This window comes from Nitratireductor aquibiodomus (assembly GCF_900105565.1).
GTDB classification, from domain to species: domain Bacteria; phylum Pseudomonadota; class Alphaproteobacteria; order Rhizobiales; family Rhizobiaceae; genus Nitratireductor; species Nitratireductor aquibiodomus.
In genome coordinates, this window is sequence record NZ_FNSL01000001.1 from 2,174,549 (window position 1) to 2,201,534 (window position 26,986).

Here is a 26,986-nt window from a genome sequence, read left to right on the forward strand (position 1 = left end):
ACACGGGGCCGTTCCTTCGGGAACGGCCTTTTGTTTTGAGATAGGGTTCCGCTTTTGAAAAGAGGCGCTGACCCCTCAGCACACAAACGAAGCCCGCCGTCCGCCGCCATAGGCGGCAACGAGCCGGGCGTCGAGCAGACGCGAAGCTACATCGCCGCCCGGTTCCGTCGTCACGTCGGCAAGCACCCGTCCGTAATACTTCCCGCCGCTGATATTGCCGATCCTCACAGTGCCCTGCGCAAGCAGGCGCCCAAGTGCGGCGCGTGCCGCGCGCGCCGCAGCCTTCTCGGCCGCACAGCGGCTGCGCAGCTCCGGCGCATCCACACCACGGATACGCACGCTGACCCTGATGCGCTGCCCCGGCCAGACGTGCGCCTCGGCAACAAAAGTGTCCCCGTCGATCACGCGCAGAACACGGGCTTCCACCGGTCCGGAGATCACCTCCCTGCGCGCCGCAAAGGCCGCCGGTTGAGCGCTCAACGCACCGGCAAGCAATAGCGCAACAAATGCTTTGTGGAAGAAATGAAGCATTAGAGGAATATATTCCTCTAATGCGCATTGCGCAATCGGAATCAGAAATCCGTTGCGATGCCCTTCACTTCCCAGTCGCCATAGCGCGCCGGGTCATGGCCTCCGCGCCCGCCAAGTTCCTTCGGAGCCTTTGCGGCTTCTGCCTCATAGGCCCTGCGCCGGGCCTCGGCTTCCGCAAGCGCACGCCTGGCTGCCGGCGAGAGAACCTTTTCCGGTGCATCTTCCTGTCTGTCCGTCTCGTCTTTCACGGCAACTTCCTCTCGAAAACGGGGAAATATTGAATACACGAAGCGCGTTCCCCATCATATAAGCGATTGGTCGCGCGTTCGAAAATGCCCGGCGCAGCCTCATTCTGGAGCTTGAGACGACAATGAACATGATACGCACCGCGATGCTCCTGGCCCTGATGACGGCCCTCTTCATGGGCGTGGGCTATCTGATCGGGGGCACAGGCGGCATGATGATCGCTTTCCTGATCGCCGCAGGCATGAACCTGTTCAGCTACTGGAATGCCGACAAGATGGTGCTGCGGATGCACAATGCCGTCGAGGTCGATGAGCGCAACGCGCCGGAGTATTTCGGCATCGTGCGCGATCTGGCGGCGCGGGCTGGCCTTCCCATGCCGCGCGTCTATCTAATCCAGAACGACCAGCCCAACGCCTTCGCCACCGGTCGCAACCCGCAGAACGCGGCGGTCGCCGCCACCACCGGCCTGCTCGACCGGCTAAGCTATGAGGAGGTGGCCGGTGTAATGGCGCACGAGCTTGCCCATGTGCAGAACCGCGACACGCTCACCATGACCATCACCGCGACGCTGGCCGGCGCGATTTCCATGCTCGGCAATTTCGCCTTCTTCTTCGGCGGCAACCGTGACAACAACAACCCGCTTGGCTTTGTCGGCGTTCTTGTGGCGATGATCGTCGCACCGCTCGCCGCCATGATGGTGCAGATGGCCATCAGCCGTACCCGCGAATATTCCGCCGACCGGCGCGGCGCGGAGATCTGCGGCAACCCGCTGTGGCTCGCTTCCGCGCTCGACAAGATCGCCCGGCGTGCAAAGCAGGTGGTCAACCAGGATGCCGAGCGCAATCCGGCCACCGCGCATATGTTCATCATCAACCCGCTCTCGGGCGAGCGCATGGACAATCTGTTTTCCACCCACCCCGATACGGACAACCGCATCGCCGCGCTTCAGGCAATGGCGGGCGAAATGCGCGCGACGCCTGAGCCGCAACGCCGTGAGGAAGACCACGGTCCATGGGACACCCGGACCGAAGCGCCCGAATCCCGGCCTCAACCCCAGCCCAAATCCGACCCCCGCTGGGGCCGTGACGCCAAAGGGCGCAAAGGCCCCTGGTCGTGAGCCGCCCGACTGCGCGCCGCGTCACCGGCAGGACCCGCCCCACGCCTGAGCCTCTCGACAAGCCCGGCCTTGAGACGCGCCGCGTGGCCACGAAACTGCTCGCCGCCGTGGTGGATGCGCACGCCTCGCTCGACGGTCTCACCGACCCCGCCCATGGCCAGCCGAATTTCCGCGCGCTCGATGCGCGTGACCGGTCACTTGTCCGCGCCATCCTGATGAGCGCCCTGCGCCATCGCAGCACCATCGAGGCCCTGCTCGCGCGCCGTCTCGAGCGCCCGCTGCCGGCCAATGCCCGCGCGCTCTCGCACGCATTGCACGTGGCCGCAGCGCAGATCCTGTTTCTAGACGTGCCCGACAGCGCCGCCGTCGACCTCGCCGTAACCCAGGCAAAGAGCGACCCGCGCCTCGCTCGTTTCTCAGGCCTCGTCAACGGCGTGCTGCGCAATCTGATCCGCGTGAAGGCACGCGCCCTGCCCGCCGCCCTCGCCCAGACGCGCGAAGCGCCGGACTGGTTTGCCGCGAGGCTGGAAGCGGCCTATGGCGCGGAAAAGACCGCCGCCATCCTCGCCATGCACCGGCTGGAACCGCCGGTGGACTTCACCGTCCGGCAAGACCCCCAACGCTGGGCCGAGGCGCTGGGCGGCATCGTCCTGCCCACCGGAACGGTACGCATCGCAAAGCTTGAGGCCGGCGTCGACACGCTCCCGGGCTTCGAGGAAGGCGCATGGTGGGTGCAGGACGCAGCCGCCAGCCTGCCCGCGAAACTTCTCGGCGACATCGCCGGCACGCGCGTAGCGGATCTCTGCGCCGCCCCCGGCGGCAAAACCGCACAGCTCATCCATGCCGGCGCAGACGTCACCGCAGTCGACCTGTCGAAAAGCCGGCTCAAACGCCTTGCCGAAAACCTGAAGCGCCTCCGCCTCGAAGCGCAGATCGTCGAATCCGACATCCGCAAATTCGAGCCCGAAACCCCGTTCGATGCCATCCTCATCGATGCCCCCTGCTCCTCCACCGGCACGGTGCGGCGACATCCGGATGTGCCGTGGACAAAGACGCCCGAAGACATCGAGAAGCTCGCCAGCCTGCAGCGCGCGCTGCTCGACCACGCGGTGACGCTGGTCAAGCCCGGTGGCCGGATCGTTTTTTCCAATTGCTCGCTCGATCCCACCGAAGGCGAGGTGATGCTCGAAGCCTTCCTGGCAGAAACCTCGCACGTGGCGCTCGATCCCATCCAGCCCGATGAATTGCCCGGCATCGCCAGCTTCGTCACACCGCAGGGTTTCCTGCGCACGACGCCTGCCGACAGGCTTGGTGAGGAACCGCTGGCGCAGGGGCTCGACGGCTTCTTCGCCGCCCGTCTGATGCGCAAGCCCTGAGCTGGTCCTGCCATCTGTGCGTGCTGATATATTTCAACTTCGCACAAATCCTTGAATCATTTAGACTCTCGCCTGATTTGGGGTCACGGAAAGAAAAGTCGGTCGTTGGATCAAGCACGGGGACACTCCCCCCACGAGCTGTGGGGCCTTGTTGCGCGGCAGGCATGGGCGCGCCTGCGGCGACGCCTGCGCGCGGGCCCGTCCTATCGCTGGCGCTATTCCGGGCGCACGCCTGAACGCGTGCTGATCGCCCCGCCGGACCTGCGCATCGCAGACCCACAGGTCGCGCGCGACATCTATCACGGCCAGTTCCTGCTTGCGGGCCAGCTTGTCGAGACGCGCGGTCAGTCGCCCTTCCGTGCTCCCATCAGCGACCTCCCCTGGCAGGACGCTCTTCACAGTTTTCGCTGGCTGCGCCACATGCGCGCCGCCCAGAGCGACCTCGCCTCGGCCAATGCCCGAGCTTTGGTGGAAGAATGGATGGCGCTCTACGGCAGGCGCGTCTACGGCATGCCGTGGGAGCCGGGCACCACCGCCCGGCGCCTCATCGCATGGCTTCAGCATTCCTCCGTCGTGCTGCAGGGCGCCGAGCTTCCGTTCTATCGCCAGTTCCTGAAAATGCTCGCCGTGCAGATGCGCTATCTGCGCACAAACGCCCGAGACATACCCGATGGCGAAGACCGGCTGCGCGCCCGCATCGCGCTGGCATTCTGCGCCCTGTCGCTGCCGGCACCCGCCACAGCGGTCAAGGCCGCCAGCCGCAATCTCGCCCAGGAACTCGACCGGCAGATACTCGCCGACGGCGGCCATATCTCGCGCAATCCGCGCGCAATCATGGAACTTCTGACCGACCTTCTGCCGCTCAGGCAGACCTACACCAATCAGGCGGAGCAGCCCCCGCAGGCACTCATCGACGCTGTCGAGCGCATGCTGCCGGCACTGCGCTTCTTCCGTCACCGCGATGGCTCCATCGCCCGTTTCAACGGCATGGGCATCACCCAGCACGACAGCGTCGCCGCCATCCTGCGCTACGACGATACCGGTGGCGCGCCGCTCCTGCACGCACCGCATTCAGGCTATGAGCGTCTGGCGCTGGGCGCCACCACGGTCATCGCGGACACGGCGCCGCCACCACCGGCCGACCTTTCCCATTTCGCCCATGCGGGCTGTCTCTCATTCGAGATGTCTTCGGGCCGCCACCAGTTTGTGGTCAACAGCGGCATCGACAATTACGGCGACGACAGCTATCGACCGCTTGCGCGCACCACGGCGGCACACTCCACCGTCACGCTCAACGACACGTCGCAGGCCCGCTTCAGCCTCTCCCCGAAATGGAGCAACCTGATCGGCACGCCGTTGATCGGCGGACCCCGCAAGGTCGAATGCCGGCGCGACGATGGCGCGGGCGTTCACCGCTTCACCGCCAGCCACAATGGCTATGTCTCGCGGTTCGGCCTGATACATGAGCGCGCCCTCTCCCTTTCCGAAGAAGGCGCGGTGCTTGAAGGCATCGACCGTATCGTCCGGCCCGACGGATCTCCTTCAACGGTAGTCGGCGACGATGCGGTGGCCGTGCGCTTCCACATCCATCCCGATATCGATATCTACCGCGACCCCGAAGGCCGCCACATTCTGGCGGGCGAGGCCACCGACACCTGGCTCTTCACTGTCGAGGGCATCATTCCCGTGGTTGAGGAATCGATCTTCTTCGCGGGCCTTGGCGGCCCCCGCAGGAGCCGCCAGATCGTTCTCTACACCACGGCCTCCGAGCATCCGGAGATCCGATGGCGGCTCCGCAGGACACACGCCATCAACGGCAACAGCTAGATCAGCCCAGATTGGCGTGGTGCGTGGTTCGACAAGCTCACCATGAGGAGCGGGGATGCTGCTTCAAGGGTGCTGCGGACTGGGTCGACAATCCGTGGGGCGGGTTTGCCAGCCACCACCACCCTCATGGTGAGCTTGTCGAACCACGCACCACGTCAATGCTGCAAAGCCTGCTCAAACACCCCACATGATCAGGCCAGATCAAAGCCCGGCAAACGCCACGATCTCGTCGACAATCGCCTCGTGAACTGCCGCCCGATCGGTCCCTTCGGGATCGTCACAAACCGGGTCGTCCTTTTCCGCGGCGAGCATCGCTGCCCCTTCCGCCTTGCACTCCGCAAGGAAGGTGAAATGATGCGCCGGCGCGATTGTCTTCAGCACCGCAGACGGCAGCTTTTCGGCCAGGTCGCTCCCGTCCTGCCCCACATCCGCAGCCTTGAACAGATGGGTCCGACCGAGATTGATGAGCAGCACCGGCATTTCGGTCCGGGCGATGCTTTCCGGCGTCGCCGCATAGGTCATGCCGGGGTCGATGGCGATTGCCTGTCCGATGCGATCATCGCGCAGCGCCGCGCCGAACCCTTCGGGAAGCGCCTCGAGATCGACGCCTCCCTTGGCGAAGAACACGCAGTCCTGACCTTCGTCCCCGATCCATGCGCAATAGGCAGCATAGGCATCACGGTCGAAGCGCAGCCCGGCAAGGTTCAGCGCCGTGGCGCCGCCGAGCGAAAAGCCAAGCGCGGCAATGCGCGAACGATCCACGTGATCGGCAAACGCAGGCTCATCGAGCAGCGCGTCGAGTGCAGCGCTCAAATCGGCGGCCCGCTCATCGAGCCGCAGTGAACGGCGCGGAGAAGAATCGCCCGACGTGCTGCCGGGATGGTTGACCGCCAGCACCATCGCGCCGCGCATCGCCAGCGCTGAGGAAAGCCAGGAGATGGCATCCATGTTGCCGCCAGAGCCATGCGAGAGCACGAAGAGCGGAAAGCGCCCCTCCGCCACCGCGGCACCGACATAGGCCGAAGAGCCCTGAAAAACGGCATTGTCGCCCACCAGTCCGCGATAGGTCGGCGTACCCGCCGGATACCACACCGAGGCAGCCAGAACCGATGGGCGGTGATCCGCCTTCACCGTCAACCGGTCATATCCGGCATAGGGTTCAGCCATGGCTACGCCCGTCAGGCCCATGCCGATAAGAAAAGCAGAAAGCAGTTTTTTCATATCCGTCATCCTTTCATCTGGATGACGCCAATCTGCTCAACCCGCGTTCTGCCCGCGTCCTAAAACCGGTTTCAGGTCGCACCGAACCGGTTTTCGCACGATAGGTTTCCGCGGATGTTGCCACCGTCTCGTGGCGATGCCACAACCCAGACTCTTGCAGGAAACATGCAGACGCCATCCATGCTGGTCCTTCCCATTCCAATGATCATCGCACTCGTCCTCGGTGCATTCCTGATCCGGATCGCCATTTCCGGCGAGCGCCCGCCATTTCTGATGGCGCTGCTTGCCGCCTGCGCGCTGCAAAGCCTCATCGTTTCGCTGCGCCAGCATTATGGCATCGGCGCACTTCTGCCCCTTCAGCCCATCACTGCCACTTTCGTGCCGCCGCTCACCTGGCTCGCTTTCCAGACGGCCTCGTTCCGGCCATTCTCATTGCCACGCGATCTCGTGCACTTGGCAGCACCTGCCTTCGCAGCTTTCTGCGTCGTCTTCGCGCCGGGTACGCTCGATACGGTGGTACCGGCCATCTTCGTTCTCTATGGGCTCGCCATTCTGGTGAAGCTGCACCGCAGCGGCGATGATCTGCCTCTGGCACGGCTTGAGGCCGGACGCCTGCCAGCCCGAATCTGGGGTGGCATCGGTCTCGCCCTCATCCTGTCGGCGCTCAGCGACGCGCTCATTGCGCTTGCCATCATGACCGGCCAGACCGGGCTGCCGCCAGTCATTGTCAGCGTCTTTTCGTCAGCAGCACTGCTTGCCATCGGATTGCTCAGCATTTCACCCAATGCCATGGGTGAGACGGAGGCGGAATCCCCGCCGCAAAACCCCCACCCCAGCGAGGAAGATGCCCATCTCGTCCAGCGGCTCGATGCGCTCCTTCAGACCGACACACTCTATCTCGATCCCGCACTCACCCTTGCACGGCTTGCCCGGCGATTGCATGTACCGGCGAAGCAACTCTCCTCCGCCATCAATCTGGTCAATGGCGAAAACGTTTCGCGCTACATCAACCGGCACCGCATCCACCACGCCTGCCGCGCACTTGAAGATGGCGCCAATGTCACCGAAGCCATGCTTTCGAGCGGCTTCAACACCAAATCCAATTTCAACCGCGAGTTCCGGCGCATCACCGGCACAACGCCGCGCGAATGGCGGCCGGAAGCCGGCAATCAGAGGTAGCTGCGCATCACCGAGCCGATTGCGAAAGCCGCAAAGGCCAGCAGGATCACACCGGAAATGCGCGACACCCACCGCGACAGGCTTTCAGGCAACCGCGCGCGCGCCAGCGCCACGCCACCGCTCAGAATGAACCACCATAGAAGCGAGCCGAGAAAGACACCGGTCACCACGACCAGCGCATCGGCGGGGTGCGGCGTGTCCGCCAGCCCGAGGCCGGCAAACATGGCCGCAAAGGCCAGAATGGTCATCGGATTGGTGATTGTCAGGAAGAACGTGGCAGCGGCGGTTCCGAAGAGATCGCTTGCCCGTGCCTCGGCAGCCGCCCGCAAAGGTGCCGGCGAAAAGCTCTTCCATCCGAGCCACGCCAGAAACGCGCCGCCGACAAGCTTGAGCGGCACGTCGACCAGCGCAAGGGCCGCCGCAAACGCTGCAAAACCGATGGCCGCCAGCGCCGCATAGACGGCATCCGCCAGTGCCGTGCCCAGACCGCCGGCGACCCCGGCCCACAGCCCGTGCTCCAGCGTCCTGTTCACGCACAATGCGCCGATCGGCCCGAGCGGCGCCGCCACCGCCAGCCCAAGCAGCAGGCTTTTGCCAAAGAGCAGCGCGTCCAAATCGTCAGCCCTTCTCGACCGGCGCGAAGGACCCTGGCTCCACCGTCGACAGGGCGACGACGGACTCGCTGCGGGCCAGAAAGCCATGTTTCTTCATGTCTTCCAGCACGCTTTCCACATCGGCGAGCGAAGGCACCCGCGCCTTGATCAGATAGGACCACGGTCCCGTCACGTGGTGGCATTCCTCCACCGCCTTGTGGGCCGCGGCAAACACCCGAAATGCCTCTTCATTGACATTCTGCACCAGCGACACCCAGATGAAGACGAGCACCGGGCAGCCCAGCGCCGCCGGATCGGCATCCACCGTGAACCGCCGGATAACACCGCTGGCTGAAAGCCGGCGAATACGCTCATTGACCGCGGATGCGGAAAGCCCCACCACGCCACCGATATCAGCCAGAGAACGGCGGGCATCCTCGGCCAGAAGGGTCACGATTTTATGGTCGATTTGATCCATGACAGTCTTCCTACAAATCCATTCACAGGATAATTTGCAGAAGAACACCAGTAAGTCAATAAAATATGCGGTAGATATATATAATCACCGCAAAAATTAGCAAAACGCTTCTTAATGCATATTCGGGTTCCCTGATTGCCACAGGCGGCTGCTCTTGTCGAGTAAGCCAGTTGCCATGCGCGATATGAGACCATTGCCCCCACTGGCGGTTCGACTGGTGCTGCCTCAACGCTCCCGGCGGAACCAGAAGGCATCATCGATCCGTCCCATCCCGATGCGTTCGTAAAAGCCCACCGCTTCCGGCACAGACGCCAACATGAGGCCAACGTCAGGGCCAAGCTGGCGGCGTGTCTCGTCAATCAGGCCCTGGCCGATCCCCAGCCCCTGCGCTTTCGAGGAGACGGCAAGATCGGAAAGGTAGGCGCACCAGGAAAAGTCGGTCACGGAGCGGGCAACACCCACCAGCGGTCTATCCTCCACATTGCGGCGCGCCGTCACGATGAGACCGGCGCCGGTGATCATGCGCCGAAGCCGCGCTTCATCATCAATCGGGCGGATCGCGCCCAGCCCGGACTCACGCAGCACCCGGCCAAACTCGACGGCTTCAAGGTTCGGCTCACAGGCATAAAGGATTTCAGGTTTCTCGCTCATGCCTGGCACCAATGCCCTTTTGCGCGGCCGATGCAAGCCTGTTTCGTCGCCAAAAGCGGCAATAGCCTGCCGCCAAGCTTGATTTGCATCCCGCCTGCCGGTACGTCCCCCACATCCATCCCCAAAGCCGGAGCCGCCTCGCATGTCCGTTGCCGCCAAGAACATTCCCGCACCCGATCTCGTTCCCGTCCGCCGTGCGCTTCTGTCGGTCTCCGACAAGAGCGGCATCGTCGATTTCGCCCGCGCGCTCTCGGGCCGCAATGTCGAGATCGTCTCCACCGGCGGCACGTCCAAAACACTCTCTGGCGAAGGCATTGCCGTGCGCGACGTTTCGGAGTTGACCGGCTTTCCCGAGATCATGGACGGGCGCGTGAAGACGCTGCATCCGGGCGTCCATGGCGGCCTGCTCGGCATTCGTGATGATGCGGACCATGCGAGCGCGATGAAAGAGCATGACATCGCGCCCATCGACCTTCTGGTCCTCAATCTCTACCCGTTCGAAGAGGTGCGTTTCGGCGGTGGCGATTATGCAACCACGGTCGAGAATATAGACATTGGCGGTCCGGCCATGCTGCGCGCGGCGGCCAAGAACCACGCCTATGTGGCCGTGGTCACGGAGCCGTCCGACTATGCCAGCATCCTCGAGGCGCTTGCCGAAAACGATGGCGCCCTGCCCCATCGTCTGCGTCAGGAACTCGCAGCCAAGGCCTTCGCCCGCACCGCAGCCTATGACGCGGCCATCTCCGGCTGGTTTGCCGAAACGCTCAAGGTCGACGCACCGGATTTCCGCGCCGTCGGCGGCAGGCTCCAGGAAGTGATGCGCTACGGCGAGAACCCGCACCAGAAGGCAGGCTTCTACGTCACCGGCGAAAGCCGCCCCGGCGTCGCCACCGCGACCCAGCTTCAGGGCAAACAGCTCTCCTACAACAACATCAACGACACGGACGCCGCCTTCGAACTCGTCTCCGAGTTCTCGCCGGAGCGCTCCGCCGCCGTCGCCATCATCAAGCACGCCAATCCGTGTGGCGTGGCCGAGGGCGCGACGCTGCGCGAAGCCTATAAGAAGGCGCTCGCCTGCGACCCGGTCTCAGCCTTCGGCGGCATCGTGGCGCTCAACCGCCCGCTCGACGCGGAAGCGGCCACCGAAATCGTCAAGATCTTCACCGAGGTCATCATCGCGCCCGACGCGACCGAAGAGGCCCGCGCCATCGTTGCAGCCAAGAAGAACCTGCGCCTGCTCGTCACCGGCGGACTTGCCGACCCGCGCGCGCCTGGCCTTGCCGTCAAGACCGTTGCCGGCGGCCTGCTCGTCCAGTCGCGCGACAATGGCGTTGTCGACGATCTCGATCTCAAGGTCGTGACCAAACGCGCGCCGAGCGAGAAGGAAATGGCCGATCTCGTCTTCGCCTTCCGCATCGCCAAGCATGTAAAGTCGAACGCCATCGTCTACGTTCGCGACGGCGCGACCGTGGGCGTCGGTGCCGGCCAGATGAGCCGCGTCGATTCCGCCCGCATTGCCGCCCGCAAGGCCGAAGACGCAGCCGAAGCTGCCGGCAATGCCGAGCTGCTGACCAAGGGGTCGGTCGTCGCTTCAGACGCCTTCTTCCCCTTCGCCGACGGCCTTCTCTCCGCCGTGGAAGCCGGCGCCACCGCCGTCATCCAGCCGGGCGGCTCCATGCGCGATGACGAGGTCATCGCCGCCGCCGACGAGCATGGCATCGCCATGGTCATGACCGGCATGCGCCACTTCCGTCACTGACGAAAGCGCTTCGAAGCATCAGGAGGTTGCCGCCTCCTGATGCCGGCTCTTCACGAAGGGCAGAAGTACCAGCCCGATGAGAAACAGCAACAGGATCGGCGTCACGCCGAGCCGCTGCGCGTCTTCGATCGAAAAGTCGAAAGCCCCCGAGGCGAAATACCCGGTGGCGATTGCGATGGCGAACGGCCCGATAAAGGTCGTCGCCTTACCGGAAAGCGCGTAGAGCCCGAAGGCTTCCGTCACCCGTTCGCGCGATACCTGATCCACCAGCAGCGTGCGCGAGGCGGCCTGGATCGCCCCGCCCGCCGCGCCGATGAAAGCCCCTGCCACGAAGAAGGCGATGTCCGGCAGGCTGCTTGCGCCAGCCCCGCTGATCGGCATGAAAAGAAGCTCCTCACGCGTGGTGGAAATCACCAGCAGCGCGCACAGCGTGAGCACCAGGATGGACACGCTCACCACCAGCTTCGGCCCGAAGCGCCTGTCCATCCGCCCGCCGAGCCATGCGCCGAGTGCGCCGGTCACATTGGCCAGAATCCCGAACAGCCCGATCTGCGTGATCGACCAGGAAAGCACCCCCGCCGCATAGATGCCGCCAAAGGCATAGAGCGCGTTGAGCGCATCGCGGTAGAACATGGACGACAGAAGAAAGCTGAAATAGCTGCGCTCGCCCGGCAGACGTTTCAGCGTGGCGCCGAGACGCGTCAGCCCTTCGCGGATCGCCCCCGTCGCCGCCCTGCGGCGCGGCGCATCGGGCGTGAAGAGGAACATTGGCAGCACGAAAAGCGCATACCACAAGCCGGTCAGCGGTCCCGCCGCCCGGTCGCCCTCACGCGCCGCCGCATCGAGCCCGAAGATCGGCTCCAGCCCCAGAAGCGTGCGGCCCGTATCGGGCTGCGCCGCCATGAAGCCAAGCACCAGCACCAGCGATAAGAGCCCGCCGACGTAACCCAGCCCCCAGGCTGAGCCCGAAAGCCGCCCCAGCTCCGCGCGCGGCACGAGATCAGGCATCATCGCATTGTTGAAGACGGCGGCGAACTCCATGCCAAACACGGCGAGCGCCACGGCAAGCAGAACGAGCCCCACATGCCCACCCCCCGGCGTGGCAAACCACAACGATGTGCAGGCCAGAACGCCGATCACCGAGAACACGAAGATCCACGGCTTGCGCGGCCCCGTCGCATCGGCAATCGCGCCCAGAACGGGTGAGGAAAGCGCGATGGCAAGCCCGCCAATGCCCGTGGCGAACCCCCACAATTCCTGCCCCCGCGCCGCATCGGGCGCGACGGCAGAGGCAAAATAGGGCGCGAAGACAAAGGTGATGATGAGCGTGTGAAAGGGCTGTTGCGCCCAGTCGAAAAACATCCAGCCCCAGATGCCGCGGCGGGGCACGGATCCGTGCTCCGCCGGCGGCATGTTCATCCCGGCGTCTTCCGGCGCCCCGGCAAGATCAGACACTCAGATCGCTCATCAGGCCGGAGGCCACGGTGAGGCGCGACACGCTGATCTCACCGCCCTCCACGAGAGACTGAAGCCTGTCGCGGACCCGCACCACGTGCTCCCCACCAGCCTCGACCCACCTTTCGGCCGGATCGTCCTCCTTGCCGTATTCGGTAAGGGCGGCGATCGTCATGCCGCGTCGCGCCGCGCTGATCATGTCGGTCGCTCGGAACAGCGCCAGCCCGTCATAATAGTCCGAAGGCACGATCGTGTGCGCCGCGTCCTCGATGCGCCCGATACGGAAAGCGTCGGTAACGCCGAAGAAGGCTTTCGCGGCCTTCTCCAGAGGCGCACCCGCCTTCTCCGCCACCAGCTCGATATCCGGCACCATCTCCGCAACGGAAAGGAAGGCGAGTTTCTTAGCCAGATCCTCCGGTGCTCCGGGCGCCACGAGCTGCGCCCGCCGGCTTTCCAGACGCTCGCGCATAAAGGCCGGCAGCATCGGCATCAGCTTGCCTTCCAGGGCCTTGCGCGCCGCCTGCAGCCGGTCGATCCGCGCGCCGACGGTCTCCTTGTCGCTTTCGTTCTTGAGCTGCCAGGAAGTCGCCGAATAGATCAGCCGCCAGACGATCTGATAGAGATCGAGCTGCGCCATGCCGTCGATCTTGTTGTCCAGCGCATCTATGGCCTTGTAGATCTTCCGCAGCTCAAACCCCTCACGCACCACCGCGAAGGCGGCAACGATGTCGGCTGCCGGCCGGCCTGTCAGGTCCTGCAGCCGCGTGACGAAGCTCGGCCCGCCGCGGTTGATCACGTCATTGGCCAGTTCCGTGGCGATGATCTCGCGCTTCAGCCGGTGCGAACGGATTTCATTTTCGTATTTCTTCGCCATACGGCTCGGGAAATAGGCGAAAAGGTCTTCCTCCAGATGCGGCGCATCCGGCACCTTGCTTGCGACAATCTCGTCAAAGAGCACGATCTTCGCATAGGCAAGCAGCACGCCCACTTCCGCGCGCGTCAGCTGTTCGCCACGGCTTTCGCGATCCGCCAGTTCCTGCGGCCCGGGCAGGAACTCGACCGCCCGGTCGAGCAGCCCGCGCTGTTCGAAGAGGGTCATCATGCGCGCCTGATGCGGCATTTCCGGCATGCCGCGCTTCTGAACCTGCGAGATGGCCAGCGTCTGCTGGTAGTTGTTGGCAAGAACCAGCCCGGCGACTTCGTCCGTCATCTCGGCCAGGAGCCTGTCCCGCGCCGGCCGTTCCAGCGCGCCCGAGCGCATCGCGGCCGCCAGCGCGATCTTGATGTTCACCTCCACGTCGGAGGAGTTCACGCCGGCCGAGTTGTCAATGGCGTCGGAATTGCAGCGCCCGCCATTCAGGCCGAACTCGATGCGCGCAAGCTGGGTCATGCCAAGATTGGCGCCCTCGCCGATCACCTTGGCACCCACCTCCCGCGCGGTCACGCGGATGGTGTCATTGGCCCGGTCGCCCACCTCCTGATTGCTTTCGGTGTGGGAGCGCACATAGGTGCCAATGCCGCCGAACCAGAGGAGATCGACCGGCGCTTTCAGGATCGCCATCATGATCTCGGTTGGCGAGGCCGTGGTCTTGCCAAGCCCGATGGCATCGGCTGCCGCCTTGCTGAGCGTGATGGACTTCTGCGCACGCGAAACGATGACGCCGCCCTTGGAGAGCTTGCTCGTGTCGTAGTCCTGCCAACTGGAGCGCCCCATCTCGAAAAGGCGCTTGCGCTCGGCATAGGAAACCGCCGGGTCCGGATCGGGGTCGATAAAGATGTCGCGGTGGTCGAAAGCGGCCACCACCTTCGTGCAAGTGGAAAGCAGCATGCCATTGCCGAACACATCGCCCGACATGTCGCCCACGCCCACGGCGGTGAACGGTTCCGTCTGAATATCGCGGTTCATCTCGCGGAAATGCCGCTTCACCGCCTCCCAGGCACCGCGTGCGGTGATGCCCATCTTCTTGTGGTCATAGCCGGCCGAGCCGCCGGAGGCGAAAGCGTCATCCAGCCAGAAATCATGCGCCTGGCTGATGCCGTTGGCCGTGTCGGAAAAGGTTGCCGTGCCCTTGTCGGCCGCCACCACGAAATAGGGGTCGTTGCCATCGTGGCGCACCACGCCCTCGGGCGGAATGACCTTGTCGCCATCCAGATTGTCGGTCAGCGACAGAAGGCTGGAGATGAAGTTGATATAGGCCGCACGCCCTGCCTCGAACACCTCCTGACGGCTGCCATTCTCCGGCAGGAGGCGCGGGTAGAAGCCGCCCTTGGCCCCCACCGGCACGATCACCGCGTTCTTGACCTGCTGTGCCTTCACAAGGCCCAGCACCTCGGTGCGGTAGTCCTGCGCCCGGTCAGACCAGCGCAGGCCGCCGCGTGCCACCGGCCCAAAGCGAAGGTGAACACCTTCCACCTCCGGCCCGTAGACAAAAATCTCACGCCATGGGCGCGGCTGCGGCAGGCCGGTGATGGCGCGTGAATCGAATTTCAGCGCCAGCGAGCGAACGGTCTCATCCGCTTTCGGCCGATAATGGTTGGTCCGCAGCGTCGCCTCGATCAGGTTGAGGAAACGCCGGATGATCGTATCATCATCGAGGTTGGGCACCGCATCGAGGTCCGTCTCGATGGCCGCCGTCAGCGCCGCCGCCTCTTCGCGTGCCTTTGCCTGTTCCGCCCGCTTGGGATCGAAGCGCAACACGAAGAGCTCGAACAGCTTGCGCGCGATATGCGGATAGCGGTTCATCGTCGCGGCGATGAAGTCCTGGCTCTGGGGAATGCTGGCCTGATGCAGGAAGCGGCTATAGGCCCGCAGAATCGCGATCTCGTCGACGCGCAGACGCGCCGTCTGTGCAAGCGCGTTGAGCCGGTCGTCATCGTGCTCCCCGCGCCAGACCGAAAGGAACAGCTCTTCGAACAGCGCGCCCCTGTCCGACAGGTCGATCGGTCCGTCGAATGCGTTTTCCAGCTCCATGTCGTGGATGAATATCTGCGCGCGCTCTTCATCGTCGGCATCGCCGATTTCGAAGGTGCGCTCGCTGATCACCCGGAAGCCCATGTTTTCCAGAAGCGGCACACGCTCGGTGAGCGGGACCGGCGTGCCGTGATGATAGATTTTCAGCGCCGCCTGCGTTTCGTTCTGGTCTTCATGTCGGTGAAAATCGATGGCGATCGGGTTGTCGGGAGACAATTTCGCCATACGCTCGGCATCGATCAATGCCGTTTCGGCGGAAAACCCGTTGCGGTAGCTCTCGGGAAAGGCTGCTGCCACCCCTGCAAACCTGCGGTCTGCGCCGGTCTCTTCAAGCGCTTCCTGCAACGCATCGTCCCAGGTCCGCACGATCTTGAGAATACCCGCTTCCAGCGTCTCCGTATCGATGCGCGGCGTCTTGCCGCCGGAACGGCCGATGATGAAGTGAACACGTGCCAGCGTGCCTTCGGGGAAGGCCGGGTAGTAGGCCGAAACGCGCCCCTTGAAAACGCTCTTGAGGTAGTTGCCGATCTCGATGCGGACCTGCGAATCGTAGCGGTCGCGCGGCACGAAGACGATCACGGAGACGAAACGGTCGAACTGGTCGATACGGTAGAGCGCACGGACACGGGGCCGCTCTCCCAGCGCCAGTATGGCCTCGGCATGTTTACGCAGGATCGGCAGGCCGATCTGGAAAAGCTCGTCGCGCGGATAGGATTCCAGCACATTGATGAGCGCCTTGCCCGAATGGTCTGTGGGCGCAAAACCGGACTTCGTGATCACCGCCTCGGCCTTGGAGCGCAGATACGGGATCTTCATCACCGAACGGGTGTAGGCGGTGGAAGTGAACAGGCCGACGATACGCAGTTCGCCAGTGAGCTTGCCCTTATCGTCAAAGGTCTTGATCCCGATATAGTCGAGATAGGCACGGCGATGGACAACCGATTTGGCATTCGCCTTGGTCACGATGAAGGGGTCGGGGCCATGCAGGAAGGCGCGGATTTCCGGTGTCGTTGAGACCGCTTCCTTGCCACGGCGCAGGACAAGAACATCGGGATCGGCCAGGATGCCGAGGCCCTTCTTGTTGGCACGCTCCAGCGTGCCGCTTTCCTCGCCGCCCGAATAGCGGAATTCGCGCATGCCGAGGAATGTGAAATTGTCGTCACGCAGCCATTCCAGAAACGCGATGGCCTCCGCCACGGCATCCTTTTCGAGCGGCACCGGCGCATAACGCAGCTCGGTTATCTCCTGGTCGAGCCTGGCAAGCATCGGCTTCCAGTCAACAACGGCTGCGCGCACCTGCTTCAGGGTCGCGTTGAGGCGCGTCTCCAGATCCGCGCTCTGCTCGTCGGAAAGCTTCGGCAGATGCACGTGGATCAGGCTGATCTTGTCCTCATCCGGACCGACCTTGGTGCTCGCAGCATCACCGACAATCGCATCGACACCCTTTTTGCCGTGTTTGACGACCAGAACCGGGTGGACAACCAGCGTCGCCTCGACGCCGAAATCGCTGAGTTCACCCAGAACCGAATCGAACAGGAACGGCATGTTGTCGTTCACGACGGTCAAAAGGCTGACCGCACGACCCAAACGCTCGATCCCCGAAGCATTGTCCACCCGCACCACGCTGGTGCCCGGCCTGTGGACCTTGATCGCCGTGACCGCATCCTCGGCGGCACGCAGCAGTGCTGCCTCGTCATAGGGGCGCAGATCCTCCGCCGGTGTCCGCGCGCTGATGATCTCATGCAGGACCTTGCCCATGGGTCCGCCCTTTTTCGCGGTCTTGGAGGTCTTTGCCTTGGCTACCATGCCGAAAATCCCTGTTGGTTGACCAAACTGGCCCATCGTATTCAGACAAAAGCGGTTTGACGACCCGTCATTCCACCGTGCAGGCTGAATACAACCTATTCCTATCGAAAGGGTGTCTGCATCATGACGAAACCGGTCACTGCCCTGCATTTTCCCCCACTCGAAGCGCTGAGCGACGAAACCCGGGCCTATTTCGACAAATGCGAGGAGAAGCTTGGCCTCGTGCCCAATGTTCTGCGCGCCTACGCGTTTGACGAGAACAAGCTCAGGGCCTTCACGCAGATGTACAACGACCTGATGCTGAGTGATTCGGGTCTGTCGAAGCTCGAGCGCGAAATGATTGCCGTCGCGGTTTCAAGCATCAACCACTGCTTCTACTGCCTCACCGCCCACGGCGCAGCCGTGCGCCAGCTCTCCGGCGACCCGGTGCTGGGTGAACTCATGGTGATGAACTACCGCGCCGCGAAGCTGGAGCCGCGACAAAAGGCCATGCTCGATTTCGCCGTTAAACTCACCGAGAGCCCCGCGAAGATCGAGGAGTCGGACCGCAGGGCGCTGCGTGAGGCCGGATTTTCCGAGCACGACATCTGGGATATCGCCGCCGTGGCGAGCTTCTTCAACATGTCCAACCGCATGGCGGCGGCGGTCGATATGCACCCAAACGAGGAGTATCACGGCATGGCGCGGGAACCGGCCTCCGACTGAACCGCGGAGGACCGCCACTGCCGGATCATCGATAGATCCTGATTCGCGTATGAGGTCCGATGAGCGGCAGTATGCGTGCCATGGCGAGCGGCGAGACGGCTATGCAGCCCTCGGTGGGCGGAAATCCGGGTTTGGCAATGTGAAAGAAGATCGCGCTGCCGCGATTGCGGATCGCCGGCCGCATGTTCCAGTCGGACACCATGCAGACATCGTAGAGGCGGTCCTCACGCGCCATGCGCTCATGGCTGGCTGGATAGGGCAGCCGGACCGGGCGATTGTAATTGCGGTCGCCCGAAGCATCACACCATCCGTCGCGCGCGTCGATCCGCGTGAGCGGGAACCGGCTTAAAGGCGGGCCGGCAGGCGCCCTGTCTCCCCGAAAGTAGCCATAGAGCAGCAGCAGATCACCAACAGGTGTGGCGCCATCGCCTTCGCGCTTCAGCATCGTCGTGCCTGTTCGCCCGAGGGCACAGGGGAAGACGAGTGGTCCCACGCTCAAGAGCCCCTGGGTCGGCCTGCCGGGCCTGCGGCGCACCTCGATCAGACCAATCGATTTGCCGGCTTTACACTTCATGTTGAGGGAAACCTGCCTGTCAGCTTACGTTAAATTGATTGGAACAAATGTTCGCCATGGTGTTTTCGCACTGTTAGGTTCCGCATAAAGCTGGAACGGTCAACACTGCAATTCCATTTGAATCGGCAGTCTTTTTCCTGGATAGTGGATTTAACCATGACGTCACGCACCATCCTAATCGTCGATGATGACGAAGACCTGAGGACGACGCTCGTCGAGCAATTGTCGCTCTATGAGGAATTCGACATTCTTCAGGAGAACACGGCGACGAAGGGCATCCAGTCTGCGCGCAACGCGATTGTCGACCTGCTCATCATGGATGTGGGCCTGCCGGACATGGATGGACGTGAAGCGGTCAAGCTTCTGCGCAAGGGCGGCTACCGCGCGCCGATCATCATGCTGACCGCGCAGGATACCGATTCGGACACGATCCTTGGCCTTGAGGCCGGTGCCAACGATTACGTGACGAAACCGTTCCGATTCGCTGTGCTTCTCGCCCGCATCCGCGCGCAACTTCGCCAGCACGAGCAGAGCGAGGATGCCACCTTCGCCGTTGGCCCCTACACGTTCAAACCCTCGCAGAAACTCCTCATCGATGAGCGCGGCGGCAAGATTCGCCTGACGGAGAAGGAAGCCGCGATCATCAAATATCTCTACCGCGCCGAACAGAAAGTGGTGACCCGCGACATCCTGCTCGAAGAAGTCTGGGGATACAATTCAGGCGTCACCACCCACACGCTCGAGACCCATGTCTATCGCCTGCGGCAAAAGATCGAGCGTGATCCTTCCAAAGCTGAAATTCTTGTGACAGAAAGCGGTGGTTATAAGCTCGTTCCGTGAGACTGCGCCATGAGGGCGCTCGGGGATCACCGGGAACGGGTCGGGGACGACTTCAATGGCGCTGGACGATGATATTCGCATTCTGTCCGGCGTGGGTCTGTTTGACGGATTCACGCGCGAGCAGTTGCGCCTCATGGCCTTCGGCGCCGAAAGCATGACGCTTTCCGCCGGACGGGACATCTATGCCGAGGGTGCGCCGGCCGACTGCGCCTTCATCGTCGCCTCCGGAAGCGTTTTGCTGTTTACGGAACAGGACGGCGAGCGCCAGATTGTCGAAAGGCTCGGCCCCGGCGACATGATGGGCGAATTCGCACTGATTGCCGAAGGCCGCCGCATGACGAACGCGATGGCCGAAAGCGAAACCCGGCTGGTCAGAATCAGCCGTTCGAGCTTTCACCGGATTCTTGAAGAATTCCCCGAAACGGCGATGCGCCTGCACGAAAAAATTGTCAGAAACCTGCAGGCAATGATCGATCGGATGGAACGCATAGCAGCGCGATTCACCGATTGATTCGGCACAAAACGCACGCGTTTCACATCGTTTTTTCTAAAATGAGGGCGTTTTCGCCAAAAATCCGTGAAATTTCGGAAAACGTATCAGCCGAAATCAAATCCGGCGATGACGGGCACATGATCTGACGGACGGTCCCACCCACGCGCCTCGCGCAGCACTTCGATCCGGTTAAGCGAAGGCGAAAGGTTCGGCGACGACCAGATATGGTCGAGCCTGCGCCCGCGATCCGAAAGCGCCCAGTCTTTCGCGCGGTAGCTCCACCAGGTGAAGATCTTCTCTTCCGGCGGAATCTTCTCGCGCATCAGATCCACCCAGCCGCCTTCCCTGCGCAGCCGTTCAAGCCCCTCGGTCTCCACCGGCGTGTGGCTGACGACCTTCAAAAGCTGCTTGTGCGACCAGACATCGGTTTCGAGCGGAGCGATGTTGAGATCGCCCACGAGGATCGTTCCCGAATTGCCGTTTTCTTCCGCCCGAAGCGCATGCATTTCGGCCAGAAAGTCGAGCTTGTGGCGAAATTTCGGATTGATGGCGGGATCCGGTTCGTCACCGCCCGCGGGCACATAGAAATTGTGCAAAAGCACCGAACGGCCCGCCCCCGCATCGACGGAAACGGAGATATGCCGGCTATCGCCCATCCCGCAGAATTCGCGCTTTTCAACGAGTTTCAGCGGGCGGCGCGCGATCGTGGCGACACCGTGATAGCCCTTCTGACCATGGATCGCCATGTGCTCATACCCGGCCTTGCGAAAAGCCGCGGCAGGGAACTGGTCATCGGCGCATTTCGTTTCCTGAAGACACAGAACATCCGGGCTGTATCGCTCCAGAAACTGCTCCACAAGCGGCATGCGCAGCCGAACGGAATTGATGTTCCAGGTGGCGATGGTGAAGGGCATGGAGACAGTCCGGGATTGATCGCTTGCAAGAAGCGCAAAACTGCCCGGAACCTGAAAGGAAGACAAGCGCAACGGCCCGCCGGGAAGCAAAAGGCCGGGCTTTCCACAGCCCGGCGGGTGACAAGCGCTTCAGCTGGCGGCGGTCGCCTCGATCTCGAACAGCAAACCCGGAACCGCAAGCCGGGTCACGCCGAGCAGTGTCATTGGCGGCGCGCATTCGAGTGGCCCGAAACGCATTGCGAGGAGGTCGAAATTCTTCAACGCCTCATCCACATCGGTGGCATAGATGCCCAGTCTTGTTATATCGCCAAGTCCCATTCCCGCCGCTGCGAGGAGAACAGCCTCCAGATTATCGAGCGCGAGATTGATCTGACTGCGCATATCTCCGGGATGCTGCGGATTGCCCTCGCCATCAACTGCGGTCTGGCCAGAGCAAATGACGTGTCGAGACATGCCCTCGATGATCTCCGCCTGATTGTAGCCAAGCTTCAAGGACCAGTCCCACGGGTTCACGGCTGTACGTTGCATTGTGCGAAACTCCCTGCTGAGATGTACAGCCATCGACTAGGCGAAAACGGTGACATTTCCTGTCACCATTTATGCTAGTGTGCCGAAATGAAAGCCCGTCTTCGACATGACGCCATCGTGCGCAGCCTTCGCAGAAATGGAACTTCAACGATCGACCGGCTCGCAAAGGAGGTCGGGGTAACGCGGCGCACGATCCTGCGCGATGTCAGCGCGCTCCGCGACCAGGGATTCGTGATCCATTCAGAGCCCGGACGCGGCGGCGGCCTTCAGCTTGATCCGCAATCGTTGCAAATGACGGCGCGGCTTACAGTTGCCGAGGTCTTTGCGCTTCTCATCGGTGTTGCATCCATGCGCGCGACCGGCAGTCTTCCGTTTTCACAGCTCGCGGATGCCGGGCTCGCCAAGATCGAACAGGCACTGCCAGCCGACAAGATACGCGATCTGCGTCGATTTCTGGATTGCCTTCACGTAGGGCGGCTCTCGCCACAGCAGGACACATCAGACATGGGGACGATGGATCCGGCCCTGCTGCCCTCTTTCGAGGCCGCGTTTCTTGAACGGCACTTCCTGAGGTTTCAGTACCGGGACGCGAAAGGCAACCGAACCGGCCGAGAAGTTGAACCGCAAGCGATGCTGATCCTGCCGCCAATCTGGTATCTGGTGGCATGGGACCCGGCGCGCAATGACTTCCGCCACTTCCGAATGGATCGGATCACGAACCCGCAGCCTCTGAAAGACAGAGCGTTCCGACGACGCCACATCCCGTTTGAAGACGACGTTTGCCCGTATCGCGATTTGCCTCTCTGACATGCAGGGTCAACCGCTGCGTCAGAAGCGACCGGGCACCCATCAGCGCTTGTTGCGGCTCATCTCGTCGACGCGGCGGTAATCGATCTTGAAAACACTCGGGTCGAAGGTCACGCCTTGCTGAACGTTGAAGATCATGACCGTTGTGTCCTTGCCCTGCGCGTCGGTGATGGTCCACTGGCGCAGGTCGTATGAATTCGTGTCGAACATCATCGTGATGGTCGAATTGCCGAAGACAGACTTGTCGGACATCTTGATCGTTGTCAGGTCGTTGTCCTCACGAACGGTTTGAACCTTATCGCCCGAGAGATCTATGCGCTCGTCGAGAAGCAGCTTAAGCGGCGTTTTCGATAGAGGATAAAGGTCCGCCGTGTTGAGCTTCTTGTTCATGATGACCACCGAACTGCCGTCGGAGGTGACACGGAAGCCTGACGGCTCTTCATAGTCGAAGCGAATCTTGCCCGGGCGTTCGATATAGAATTTGCCGCCGGTCTGCTCGCCGCGCGGTCCGAACTGCACAAACTCGCCCATCATGGTGCGCACGCTGGAAAAATGCGCCGCGATCTGGTCGGCGCTCTGGGCAGCCTGGGCTGCTATCGGCGCAAGAGAGAACGCCGCCATAGCCATCGCTGCAATGGCGATCCGCCGCGCCAGAAAGTCGGTTACCCCAAGAATCATCGTGTTCGATCTCCACATTTGCCCTTCCGGATAACCACCCAGTAGGGCCGAAATTTGGCTGCCCGATAACGGTCCGCGCCGGCGCCGGTTCCAGCGCCGCTCTTGATCAGACTTCGTCCTGCTCGGTCGGCACGAGAATTTCGCGTTTGCCGGCATGGTTGGCGGGACCGACGATCCCCTCCTCCTCCATGCGTTCGATGATCGAAGCAGCCCGGTTGTAACCGATGCCGAGACGGCGCTGGATATAGCTGGTGGATGCCTTTCCGTCACGCAGCACCACGGCAACCGCCTGATCGTAGGGGTCAGCAGAATCGCCCAGATTGCCGCCGCCCGACCCGCCGCCGCCAGCAGAGCCGCCGTCATCTTCCTCGTCATCCTCGGTGACAGCGTCGAGATAGTCCGGCACGCCCTGCATCTTCAGATGATTGACGATGCTTTCCACCTCGCCATCCGAGACGAACGGACCGTGGACGCGCTGTATTCGCCCGCCGCCAGCCATATAGAGCATGTCGCCCATGCCCAGTAGCTGCTCTGCGCCCTGCTCTCCCAGAATGGTGCGGCTGTCGATCTTCGACGTCACCTGGAAGGAGATACGTGTCGGGAAGTTGGCCTTGATCGTGCCGGTAATGACATCCACCGAAGGACGCTGCGTGGCCATGATCACATGGATGCCGGCGGCGCGCGCCATCTGCGCCAGGCGCTGCACGGCGCCCTCGATATCCTTGCCGGCGACCATCATCAGATCGGCCATCTCGTCGATGATGACGACGATGAAGGGCATCGGCTCGAGATCCAGATCCTCGCTCTCGTAGATTGCCTCGCCCGTCTCGCGGTCGAAGCCGGTCTGGACGGTGCGCTTGATCGTCTCGCCCTTCTTCTTGGCGGCGACAACGCGCTGGTTGAAGCCCTCAATGTTGCGCACGCCGACCTTGGACATCTTGCGGTAGCGGTCTTCCATCTCCCGTACGGTCCATTTGAGCGCGACAACAGCCTTCTTGGGGTCGGTCACGACCGGGGTCAGGAGATGCGGGATGCCATCATAGATGGACAGTTCCAGCATCTTCGGGTCGATCATGATCAGACGGCACTGCTCGGGCGTCATACGGTAGAGCAGCGACAGGATCATGGTGTTGATGGCCACCGACTTACCCGAACCGGTGGTACCGGCCACCAGAAGGTGAGGCATCTTGGCAAGGTCGGCGATTACGGCTTCGCCATTGATGGTCTTGCCGAGCGAAAGCGCGAGCTTGGCCTTGCTCGCCTCGAAGTCGCGGCTTGCCAGAAGTTCGCGCAGATAGACGGTTTCGCGCGTGGAATTCGGCAGTTCGATGCCGATGGCGTTGCGGCCGGGCACCACAGCCACACGCGCCGCTATTGCGCTCATGGACCGGGCAATATCGTCTGCAAGGCCGATGACACGCGACGACTTGATGCCGGGTGCAGGCTCCAGCTCATAGAGCGTAACCACCGGGCCGGGACGCACATGGATGATCTCGCCCTTGACGCCGAAATCTTCCAGAACGCCTTCGAGAAGGCGGGCATTCTGCTCCAGCGCGTCTCTGGAAAGCGACGGATCCTTGGTAGAGGTCTTCGGCTCGGCGAGCAGATGAAGTTCGGGCAGTTCGAACGTTCCGCTGTCGAGGAAGGATGGCTGCGCTTCGCGGCGCACGCGCGCGCCTTCCACCGGGCGGGGCGCAGGATTTTCCACGCGCTGCGCAGCGGGTACCGGCGCTACCTGGCGCGGTTGCGCGGCCGCTGGCTGCGGCGCCGGTGCATCGAATTCGGGCTCGACGCGGACACGGGGTGCTGCCGGCGCATCGTCGAAATCCGGCTCGACACGCGCATCCTCGACCCGCACGTCCATGTCGAAATCGTCGAACGGCATGTCCCCGTCCTCATCCATGTCGGCTGCGCGCACCCGCTGGCTTTCGCGGGGGCCGGCACGCACGAGGTTGCGACGGAAGAATGCGCAGAAGGACAGCCACCAGTGCGCCAAATAGCCAAGGATGACCGAGCCCCCGCTTTCTTCCTCATCGTCCAGCGTGTCGAAGGCCGCTTCGTCTTCCATATCGTCTGCGAAGTCGTCTGCACCCGGACGCGAGATCAGACCCGCGCCATAGGCAAGCAGCCAGCCGGCAGGCGCCGCAAGAATGGCAGCGATGACGAAGCCGGCGAAGCCACGCGGATAAGCACCGATGAACTTGGCCGGGAGGGAAAGAATCATGTCGCCAAGAACACCACCAAGGCCGGTAGGGAGGGGCCAGGTGGGCGGCGGCGCGAAAGCGCCGACGATGCCCGCGGCAAGGACAGCACCGAGGAACCAGGAACCGGCACGCCTCACACCGCGGTCGATCTGCCGGCCAAGCAGAAGAAGAGCGCCCCAGCAAACCGCCGGCACGAGCCCGACCAGTGCCGCAAGACCATAAAACTGCATGGCGAGATCGGAAAACACCGCGCCGGGATAACCCATCGCATTGGTGACGGGATTTGCCGTCGCATGGCTGAAGCTGGGATCCGCCACGTTCCAGGTGGCGAGCGCCGCCACCGCAAACGCCACGAAGGCCAGAAGCGCAAGGCCACCCGCACGTGCTGCCTGCCGGCGCAGGAAAGCCTGCAGGCCATAGCTGTTTTCATCCATCGCCAGGAATGCCGAAGACCCGGAACTCATGCGCACAATTCTCCGCTCGCGCGTTGCTTTCGACGCGAAATGCGCCGTGATGACTCGCCCTCGACCCTAGCGAGCGGATGGTTAAGACGGCATTAACCATGGAGGATCGGGGCACAATTTCTCGAACCATGAAAAAAGGGCCCGGCGAACCGGGCCCCTCAGGAAGGCAACCGGCCCGAAGGCCGATTGTCAGGCAAGTGAATTTTCGATCAGCGCCCATGCATGGGCATGAACTCCGGATAGGCTTCGACGCCCACCTCGGCGACGTCGAGACCACTCATCTCGTCTTCCGCGCTCACGCGCAGTCCCATGGTCGACTTGAGGATCATCCAGACCACGAAGGACACGGCGAAAGTGAAGACACCATAAGCGACGATGCCGACGATCTGCACGCTGAAGCTCGCATCGCTGTTGGTGAGCGGAACGGCGAGCGTGCCCCAGATACCGGCGATGAGGTGCACGGGGATCGCGCCCACCACATCGTCGATCTTGAGCTTGTCGAGCAGCGGCACGGTGAGCACCACGATGACGCCGCCGACAGCACCGATGACGATGGCCATGAACGGGCTCGGCGTGAGCGGCTCGGCGGTGATGGACACGAGACCGGCCAGAGCGCCGTTCAAGACGAAGGTGATGTCGACCTTCTTGTACAGAATCTGCGTGAGGATCAGCGCAGCGACGACACCTGCAGCGGCAGCCAGGTTGGTGTTGGCAAAGATGCGGCTGATGTCGGATGCATCGGCATTGGACCCCATGGCAAGCTGCGAGGCGCCGTTGAAGCCGAACCAGCCGAGCCAGAGAATGAAGGTGCCAAGCGTGGCGAGCGCCATGTTGGAGCCCGGGATCGGCGTCACCTTGCCGTCTGAAGCAAACTTCCCGTTGCGTGCGCCAAGAAGGAGCGCTCCGGCGAGAGCCGCCCAGCCGCCCACGGAGTGAACCAGCGTGGAGCCGGCGAAATCCTGGAAGCCCATGGCGTCGAGCCAGCCTGCACCCCACTTCCACGAGCCGGCGATCGGATAGATGAAGCCGGTGAGCACGACAACGAAGATGAGAAACGGCCACAGTTTGATTCGCTCGGCCAGCGTGCCCGAAACGATGGAGGCGGCGGTGGCGACGAAGACCATCTGGAAGAACCAGTCGGAAGCGACGGAATAATCGCCCTCATTGGCGGTACCAGCCGCCGGCCAGCTATAGGGCGCGAAGGTGCCGATATAGCTCGACACATCCACATACATCAGGCTGTAACCCACCACCCAGTACATGATGCCGGCGATGGAATAGAGCGCGATGTTTTTCAAAAGCTGCATGGAGACATTCTTGGTGCGCACCATGCCTGCTTCGAGCATGGCAAAGCCGGCCGCCATCCACATGACCAGAAAACCGCCCATGAGAAAGAGCAGCGTGTTGAAAATGAATGCCGTCTCGGAAGCCGAGGCAAATTCGGGCGCGGCCTCGGCGGATTCCTGTGCCAGAGCCGGAAAGGACATGGCCGCCAGCGCAAGCCCGCCCAGCGCCAGCGGGCCTGCGGCGCTTTTCAGTGTTCGATACATCATCTGATTCTCCATCGGA

At 62.7% G+C, this 26,986-nt stretch carries 24 protein-coding genes and 1 pseudogene; 11 read left to right on the plus strand and 14 right to left on the minus strand.

The features are described 5' to 3' along the window. Positions 1-75 precede the first annotated feature (75 nt). Together BLW55_RS10290 and BLW55_RS10295 are read right to left on the minus strand one after the other, a co-directional pair. Positions 76-531: a thermonuclease family protein gene (locus BLW55_RS10290; protein ID WP_090328705.1), complete on the minus strand. Its 456-nt coding sequence runs from the start codon at positions 529-531 to the stop codon at positions 76-78. Positions 532-572: 41 nt separating this feature from the next. Beyond that, entirely contained in the window at positions 573-779 is a 207-nt protein-coding gene (locus BLW55_RS10295; RefSeq protein ID WP_007010908.1) for a DUF1674 domain-containing protein, read from the minus strand. A gap of 122 nt (positions 780-901) precedes the next feature. Between BLW55_RS10295 and htpX the strand changes: the two genes are divergently transcribed. From htpX to BLW55_RS20790, 4 genes are all read left to right on the plus strand, one after another. After that, positions 902-1,894, plus strand: coding sequence for a zinc metalloprotease HtpX (htpX, locus tag BLW55_RS10300; protein WP_090328706.1), 993 nt, complete (start codon positions 902-904; stop codon positions 1,892-1,894). Next, entirely contained in the window at positions 1,891-3,270 is a 1,380-nt protein-coding gene (locus BLW55_RS10305) for an RsmB/NOP family class I SAM-dependent RNA methyltransferase (RefSeq protein WP_090328708.1), read from the plus strand. The genes htpX and BLW55_RS10305 overlap by 4 nt, the downstream gene beginning before the upstream one ends. 105 nt (positions 3,271-3,375) lie before the next feature. Beyond that, the gene (locus tag BLW55_RS10310; RefSeq protein WP_090328710.1) at positions 3,376-5,097 is read left to right on the plus strand and encodes a heparinase II/III family protein; all 1,722 of its coding nucleotides are present in this window, start codon (positions 3,376-3,378) and stop codon (positions 5,095-5,097) included. A 23-nt stretch (positions 5,098-5,120) separates the two neighbouring features. Continuing rightward, positions 5,121-5,288: a hypothetical protein gene (locus BLW55_RS20790; protein ID WP_155983514.1), complete on the plus strand. Its 168-nt coding sequence runs from the start codon at positions 5,121-5,123 to the stop codon at positions 5,286-5,288. Positions 5,289-5,298: 10 nt separating this feature from the next. On the opposite strand, the gene BLW55_RS10315 is transcribed toward BLW55_RS20790, so the two are convergent. Next, the gene (locus BLW55_RS10315; protein ID WP_090329956.1) at positions 5,299-6,318 is read right to left on the minus strand and encodes an alpha/beta hydrolase family protein; all 1,020 of its coding nucleotides are present in this window, start codon (positions 6,316-6,318) and stop codon (positions 5,299-5,301) included. 165 nt (positions 6,319-6,483) lie between these two features. Between BLW55_RS10315 and BLW55_RS10320 the strand changes: the two genes are divergently transcribed. Next, positions 6,484-7,497 carry a helix-turn-helix domain-containing protein gene (locus tag BLW55_RS10320; protein WP_244509039.1) on the plus strand — a complete coding sequence of 338 codons (1,014 nt, stop codon included), beginning with the start codon at positions 6,484-6,486 and terminating at the stop codon, positions 7,495-7,497. Here BLW55_RS10320 and BLW55_RS10325 read toward each other — a convergent pair. The 3 genes from BLW55_RS10325 to BLW55_RS10335 all read right to left on the minus strand — a co-directional run bounded on the left by BLW55_RS10325 (position 7,488) and on the right by BLW55_RS10335 (position 9,219). Further along, on the minus strand, positions 7,488-8,111 hold the full coding sequence (locus BLW55_RS10325; RefSeq protein ID WP_090328713.1) for a LysE family translocator: 624 nt from the start codon (positions 8,109-8,111) through the stop codon (positions 7,488-7,490). The genes BLW55_RS10320 and BLW55_RS10325 overlap by 10 nt on opposite strands. Before the next feature lie 4 nt (positions 8,112-8,115). After that, positions 8,116-8,568, minus strand: coding sequence for an Lrp/AsnC family transcriptional regulator (locus BLW55_RS10330; RefSeq protein WP_007008348.1), 453 nt, complete (start codon positions 8,566-8,568; stop codon positions 8,116-8,118). 225 nt (positions 8,569-8,793) lie between these two features. Then, positions 8,794-9,219, minus strand: a complete 426-nt coding sequence (locus tag BLW55_RS10335) for a GNAT family N-acetyltransferase (protein WP_090328715.1) — start codon at positions 9,217-9,219, stop codon at positions 8,794-8,796. A 142-nt stretch (positions 9,220-9,361) separates the two neighbouring features. Between BLW55_RS10335 and purH the strand changes: the two genes are divergently transcribed. Further along, complete coding sequence (gene purH, locus BLW55_RS10340; RefSeq protein ID WP_090328717.1) at positions 9,362-10,978, plus strand: bifunctional phosphoribosylaminoimidazolecarboxamide formyltransferase/IMP cyclohydrolase; 1,617 nt, start codon at positions 9,362-9,364, stop codon at positions 10,976-10,978. An 18-nt stretch (positions 10,979-10,996) separates the two neighbouring features. Here purH and BLW55_RS10345 read toward each other — a convergent pair whose 3' ends face one another. Both BLW55_RS10345 and BLW55_RS10350 read right to left on the minus strand, forming a co-directional pair. Then, positions 10,997-12,397 (minus strand): MFS transporter, encoded by a 1,401-nt coding sequence (locus tag BLW55_RS10345; RefSeq protein WP_090328718.1) that lies wholly within the window; start codon positions 12,395-12,397, stop codon positions 10,997-10,999. A gap of 28 nt (positions 12,398-12,425) precedes the next feature. Continuing rightward, entirely contained in the window at positions 12,426-17,210 is a 4,785-nt protein-coding gene (locus tag BLW55_RS10350) for an NAD-glutamate dehydrogenase (protein ID WP_090329958.1), read from the minus strand. Positions 17,211-17,333: 123 nt separating this feature from the next. Between BLW55_RS10350 and BLW55_RS10355 the strand changes: the two genes are divergently transcribed. Further along, complete coding sequence (locus tag BLW55_RS10355) at positions 17,334-17,915, plus strand: peroxidase-related enzyme (RefSeq protein WP_007008343.1); 582 nt, start codon at positions 17,334-17,336, stop codon at positions 17,913-17,915. A 25-nt stretch (positions 17,916-17,940) separates the two neighbouring features. On the opposite strand, the gene BLW55_RS10360 is transcribed toward BLW55_RS10355, so the two are convergent. Then, the gene (locus BLW55_RS10360; protein WP_040665095.1) at positions 17,941-18,489 is read right to left on the minus strand and encodes a L,D-transpeptidase family protein; all 549 of its coding nucleotides are present in this window, start codon (positions 18,487-18,489) and stop codon (positions 17,941-17,943) included. Positions 18,490-18,645: 156 nt separating this feature from the next. Here BLW55_RS10360 and BLW55_RS10365 point away from each other — a divergent pair, with 156 nt between their 5' ends. Continuing rightward, complete coding sequence (locus tag BLW55_RS10365; RefSeq protein ID WP_025031550.1) at positions 18,646-19,329, plus strand: response regulator transcription factor; 684 nt, start codon at positions 18,646-18,648, stop codon at positions 19,327-19,329. 55 nt (positions 19,330-19,384) lie between these two features. After that, a complete protein-coding gene (locus tag BLW55_RS10370; protein WP_090328720.1) occupies positions 19,385-19,840 on the plus strand; it encodes a cyclic nucleotide-binding domain-containing protein in 456 nt (151 codons plus the stop codon). Between the two features lie 86 nt (positions 19,841-19,926). Here BLW55_RS10370 and BLW55_RS10375 read toward each other — a convergent pair whose 3' ends face one another. Continuing rightward, on the minus strand, positions 19,927-20,736 hold the full coding sequence (locus tag BLW55_RS10375) for an exodeoxyribonuclease III (RefSeq protein ID WP_090329959.1): 810 nt from the start codon (positions 20,734-20,736) through the stop codon (positions 19,927-19,929). A 129-nt stretch (positions 20,737-20,865) separates the two neighbouring features. Beyond that, positions 20,866-21,264: a RidA family protein gene (locus BLW55_RS10380; RefSeq protein WP_090328722.1), complete on the minus strand. Its 399-nt coding sequence runs from the start codon at positions 21,262-21,264 to the stop codon at positions 20,866-20,868. An 87-nt stretch (positions 21,265-21,351) separates the two neighbouring features. On the opposite strand from BLW55_RS10380, the pseudogene BLW55_RS20935 reads away from it, so the two are divergent. Together BLW55_RS20935 and BLW55_RS10385 are read left to right on the plus strand one after the other, a co-directional pair. After that, a pseudogene (locus tag BLW55_RS20935) lies at positions 21,352-21,510 on the plus strand (HTH domain-containing protein); the annotation flags it as partial. Positions 21,511-21,555: 45 nt separating this feature from the next. Then, on the plus strand, positions 21,556-22,071 hold the full coding sequence (locus BLW55_RS10385; protein WP_244509164.1) for a helix-turn-helix transcriptional regulator: 516 nt from the start codon (positions 21,556-21,558) through the stop codon (positions 22,069-22,071). 42 nt (positions 22,072-22,113) lie between these two features. On the opposite strand, the gene BLW55_RS10390 is transcribed toward BLW55_RS10385, so the two are convergent. The 3 genes from BLW55_RS10390 to amt all read right to left on the minus strand — a co-directional run bounded on the left by BLW55_RS10390 (position 22,114) and on the right by amt (position 26,970). Continuing rightward, positions 22,114-22,749, minus strand: a complete 636-nt coding sequence (locus BLW55_RS10390; protein ID WP_090328727.1) for an outer membrane lipoprotein carrier protein LolA — start codon at positions 22,747-22,749, stop codon at positions 22,114-22,116. Positions 22,750-22,855: 106 nt separating this feature from the next. After that, positions 22,856-25,417, minus strand: coding sequence for an FtsK/SpoIIIE family DNA translocase (locus BLW55_RS10395; RefSeq protein ID WP_090328729.1), 2,562 nt, complete (start codon positions 25,415-25,417; stop codon positions 22,856-22,858). 209 nt (positions 25,418-25,626) lie between these two features. Next, complete coding sequence (gene amt / locus BLW55_RS10400) at positions 25,627-26,970, minus strand: ammonium transporter (RefSeq protein ID WP_090328731.1); 1,344 nt, start codon at positions 26,968-26,970, stop codon at positions 25,627-25,629. Positions 26,971-26,986: the final 16 nt, after the last annotated feature.

Excerpts from the sequence above, each read along its gene's own strand:
- purH (WP_090328717.1), top strand. The coding sequence starts at position 9,362 with ATGTCCGTTGCCGCCAAGAACATTCCCGCACCCGATCTCGTTCCCGTC.
- BLW55_RS10360 (WP_040665095.1), bottom strand. The coding sequence starts at position 18,489 with ATGAAGTGTAAAGCCGGCAAATCGATTGGTCTGATCGAGGTGCGCCGC.
- amt (WP_090328731.1), bottom strand. The coding sequence starts at position 26,970 with ATGATGTATCGAACACTGAAAAGCGCCGCAGGCCCGCTGGCGCTGGGC.
- BLW55_RS10320 (WP_244509039.1), top strand. The coding sequence starts at position 6,484 with ATGCAGACGCCATCCATGCTGGTCCTTCCCATTCCAATGATCATCGCA.
- BLW55_RS10330 (WP_007008348.1), bottom strand. The coding sequence starts at position 8,568 with ATGGATCAAATCGACCATAAAATCGTGACCCTTCTGGCCGAGGATGCC.
- BLW55_RS10345 (WP_090328718.1), bottom strand. The coding sequence starts at position 12,397 with ATGAACATGCCGCCGGCGGAGCACGGATCCGTGCCCCGCCGCGGCATC.
- BLW55_RS10365 (WP_025031550.1), top strand. The coding sequence starts at position 18,646 with ATGACGTCACGCACCATCCTAATCGTCGATGATGACGAAGACCTGAGG.
- BLW55_RS10350 (WP_090329958.1), bottom strand. The coding sequence starts at position 17,210 with ATGGTAGCCAAGGCAAAGACCTCCAAGACCGCGAAAAAGGGCGGACCC.
- BLW55_RS10375 (WP_090329959.1), bottom strand. The coding sequence starts at position 20,736 with ATGCCCTTCACCATCGCCACCTGGAACATCAATTCCGTTCGGCTGCGC.
- BLW55_RS10385 (WP_244509164.1), top strand. The coding sequence starts at position 21,556 with ATGACGGCGCGGCTTACAGTTGCCGAGGTCTTTGCGCTTCTCATCGGT.
- BLW55_RS10335 (WP_090328715.1), bottom strand. The coding sequence starts at position 9,219 with ATGAGCGAGAAACCTGAAATCCTTTATGCCTGTGAGCCGAACCTTGAA.
- BLW55_RS10370 (WP_090328720.1), top strand. The coding sequence starts at position 19,385 with ATGGCGCTGGACGATGATATTCGCATTCTGTCCGGCGTGGGTCTGTTT.
- BLW55_RS10355 (WP_007008343.1), top strand. The coding sequence starts at position 17,334 with ATGACGAAACCGGTCACTGCCCTGCATTTTCCCCCACTCGAAGCGCTG.
- htpX (WP_090328706.1), top strand. The coding sequence starts at position 902 with ATGAACATGATACGCACCGCGATGCTCCTGGCCCTGATGACGGCCCTC.
- BLW55_RS10390 (WP_090328727.1), bottom strand. The coding sequence starts at position 22,749 with ATGATTCTTGGGGTAACCGACTTTCTGGCGCGGCGGATCGCCATTGCA.
- BLW55_RS10395 (WP_090328729.1), bottom strand. The coding sequence starts at position 25,417 with ATGAGTTCCGGGTCTTCGGCATTCCTGGCGATGGATGAAAACAGCTAT.
- BLW55_RS10315 (WP_090329956.1), bottom strand. The coding sequence starts at position 6,318 with ATGAAAAAACTGCTTTCTGCTTTTCTTATCGGCATGGGCCTGACGGGC.
- BLW55_RS10290 (WP_090328705.1), bottom strand. The coding sequence starts at position 531 with ATGCTTCATTTCTTCCACAAAGCATTTGTTGCGCTATTGCTTGCCGGT.
- BLW55_RS10380 (WP_090328722.1), bottom strand. The coding sequence starts at position 21,264 with ATGCAACGTACAGCCGTGAACCCGTGGGACTGGTCCTTGAAGCTTGGC.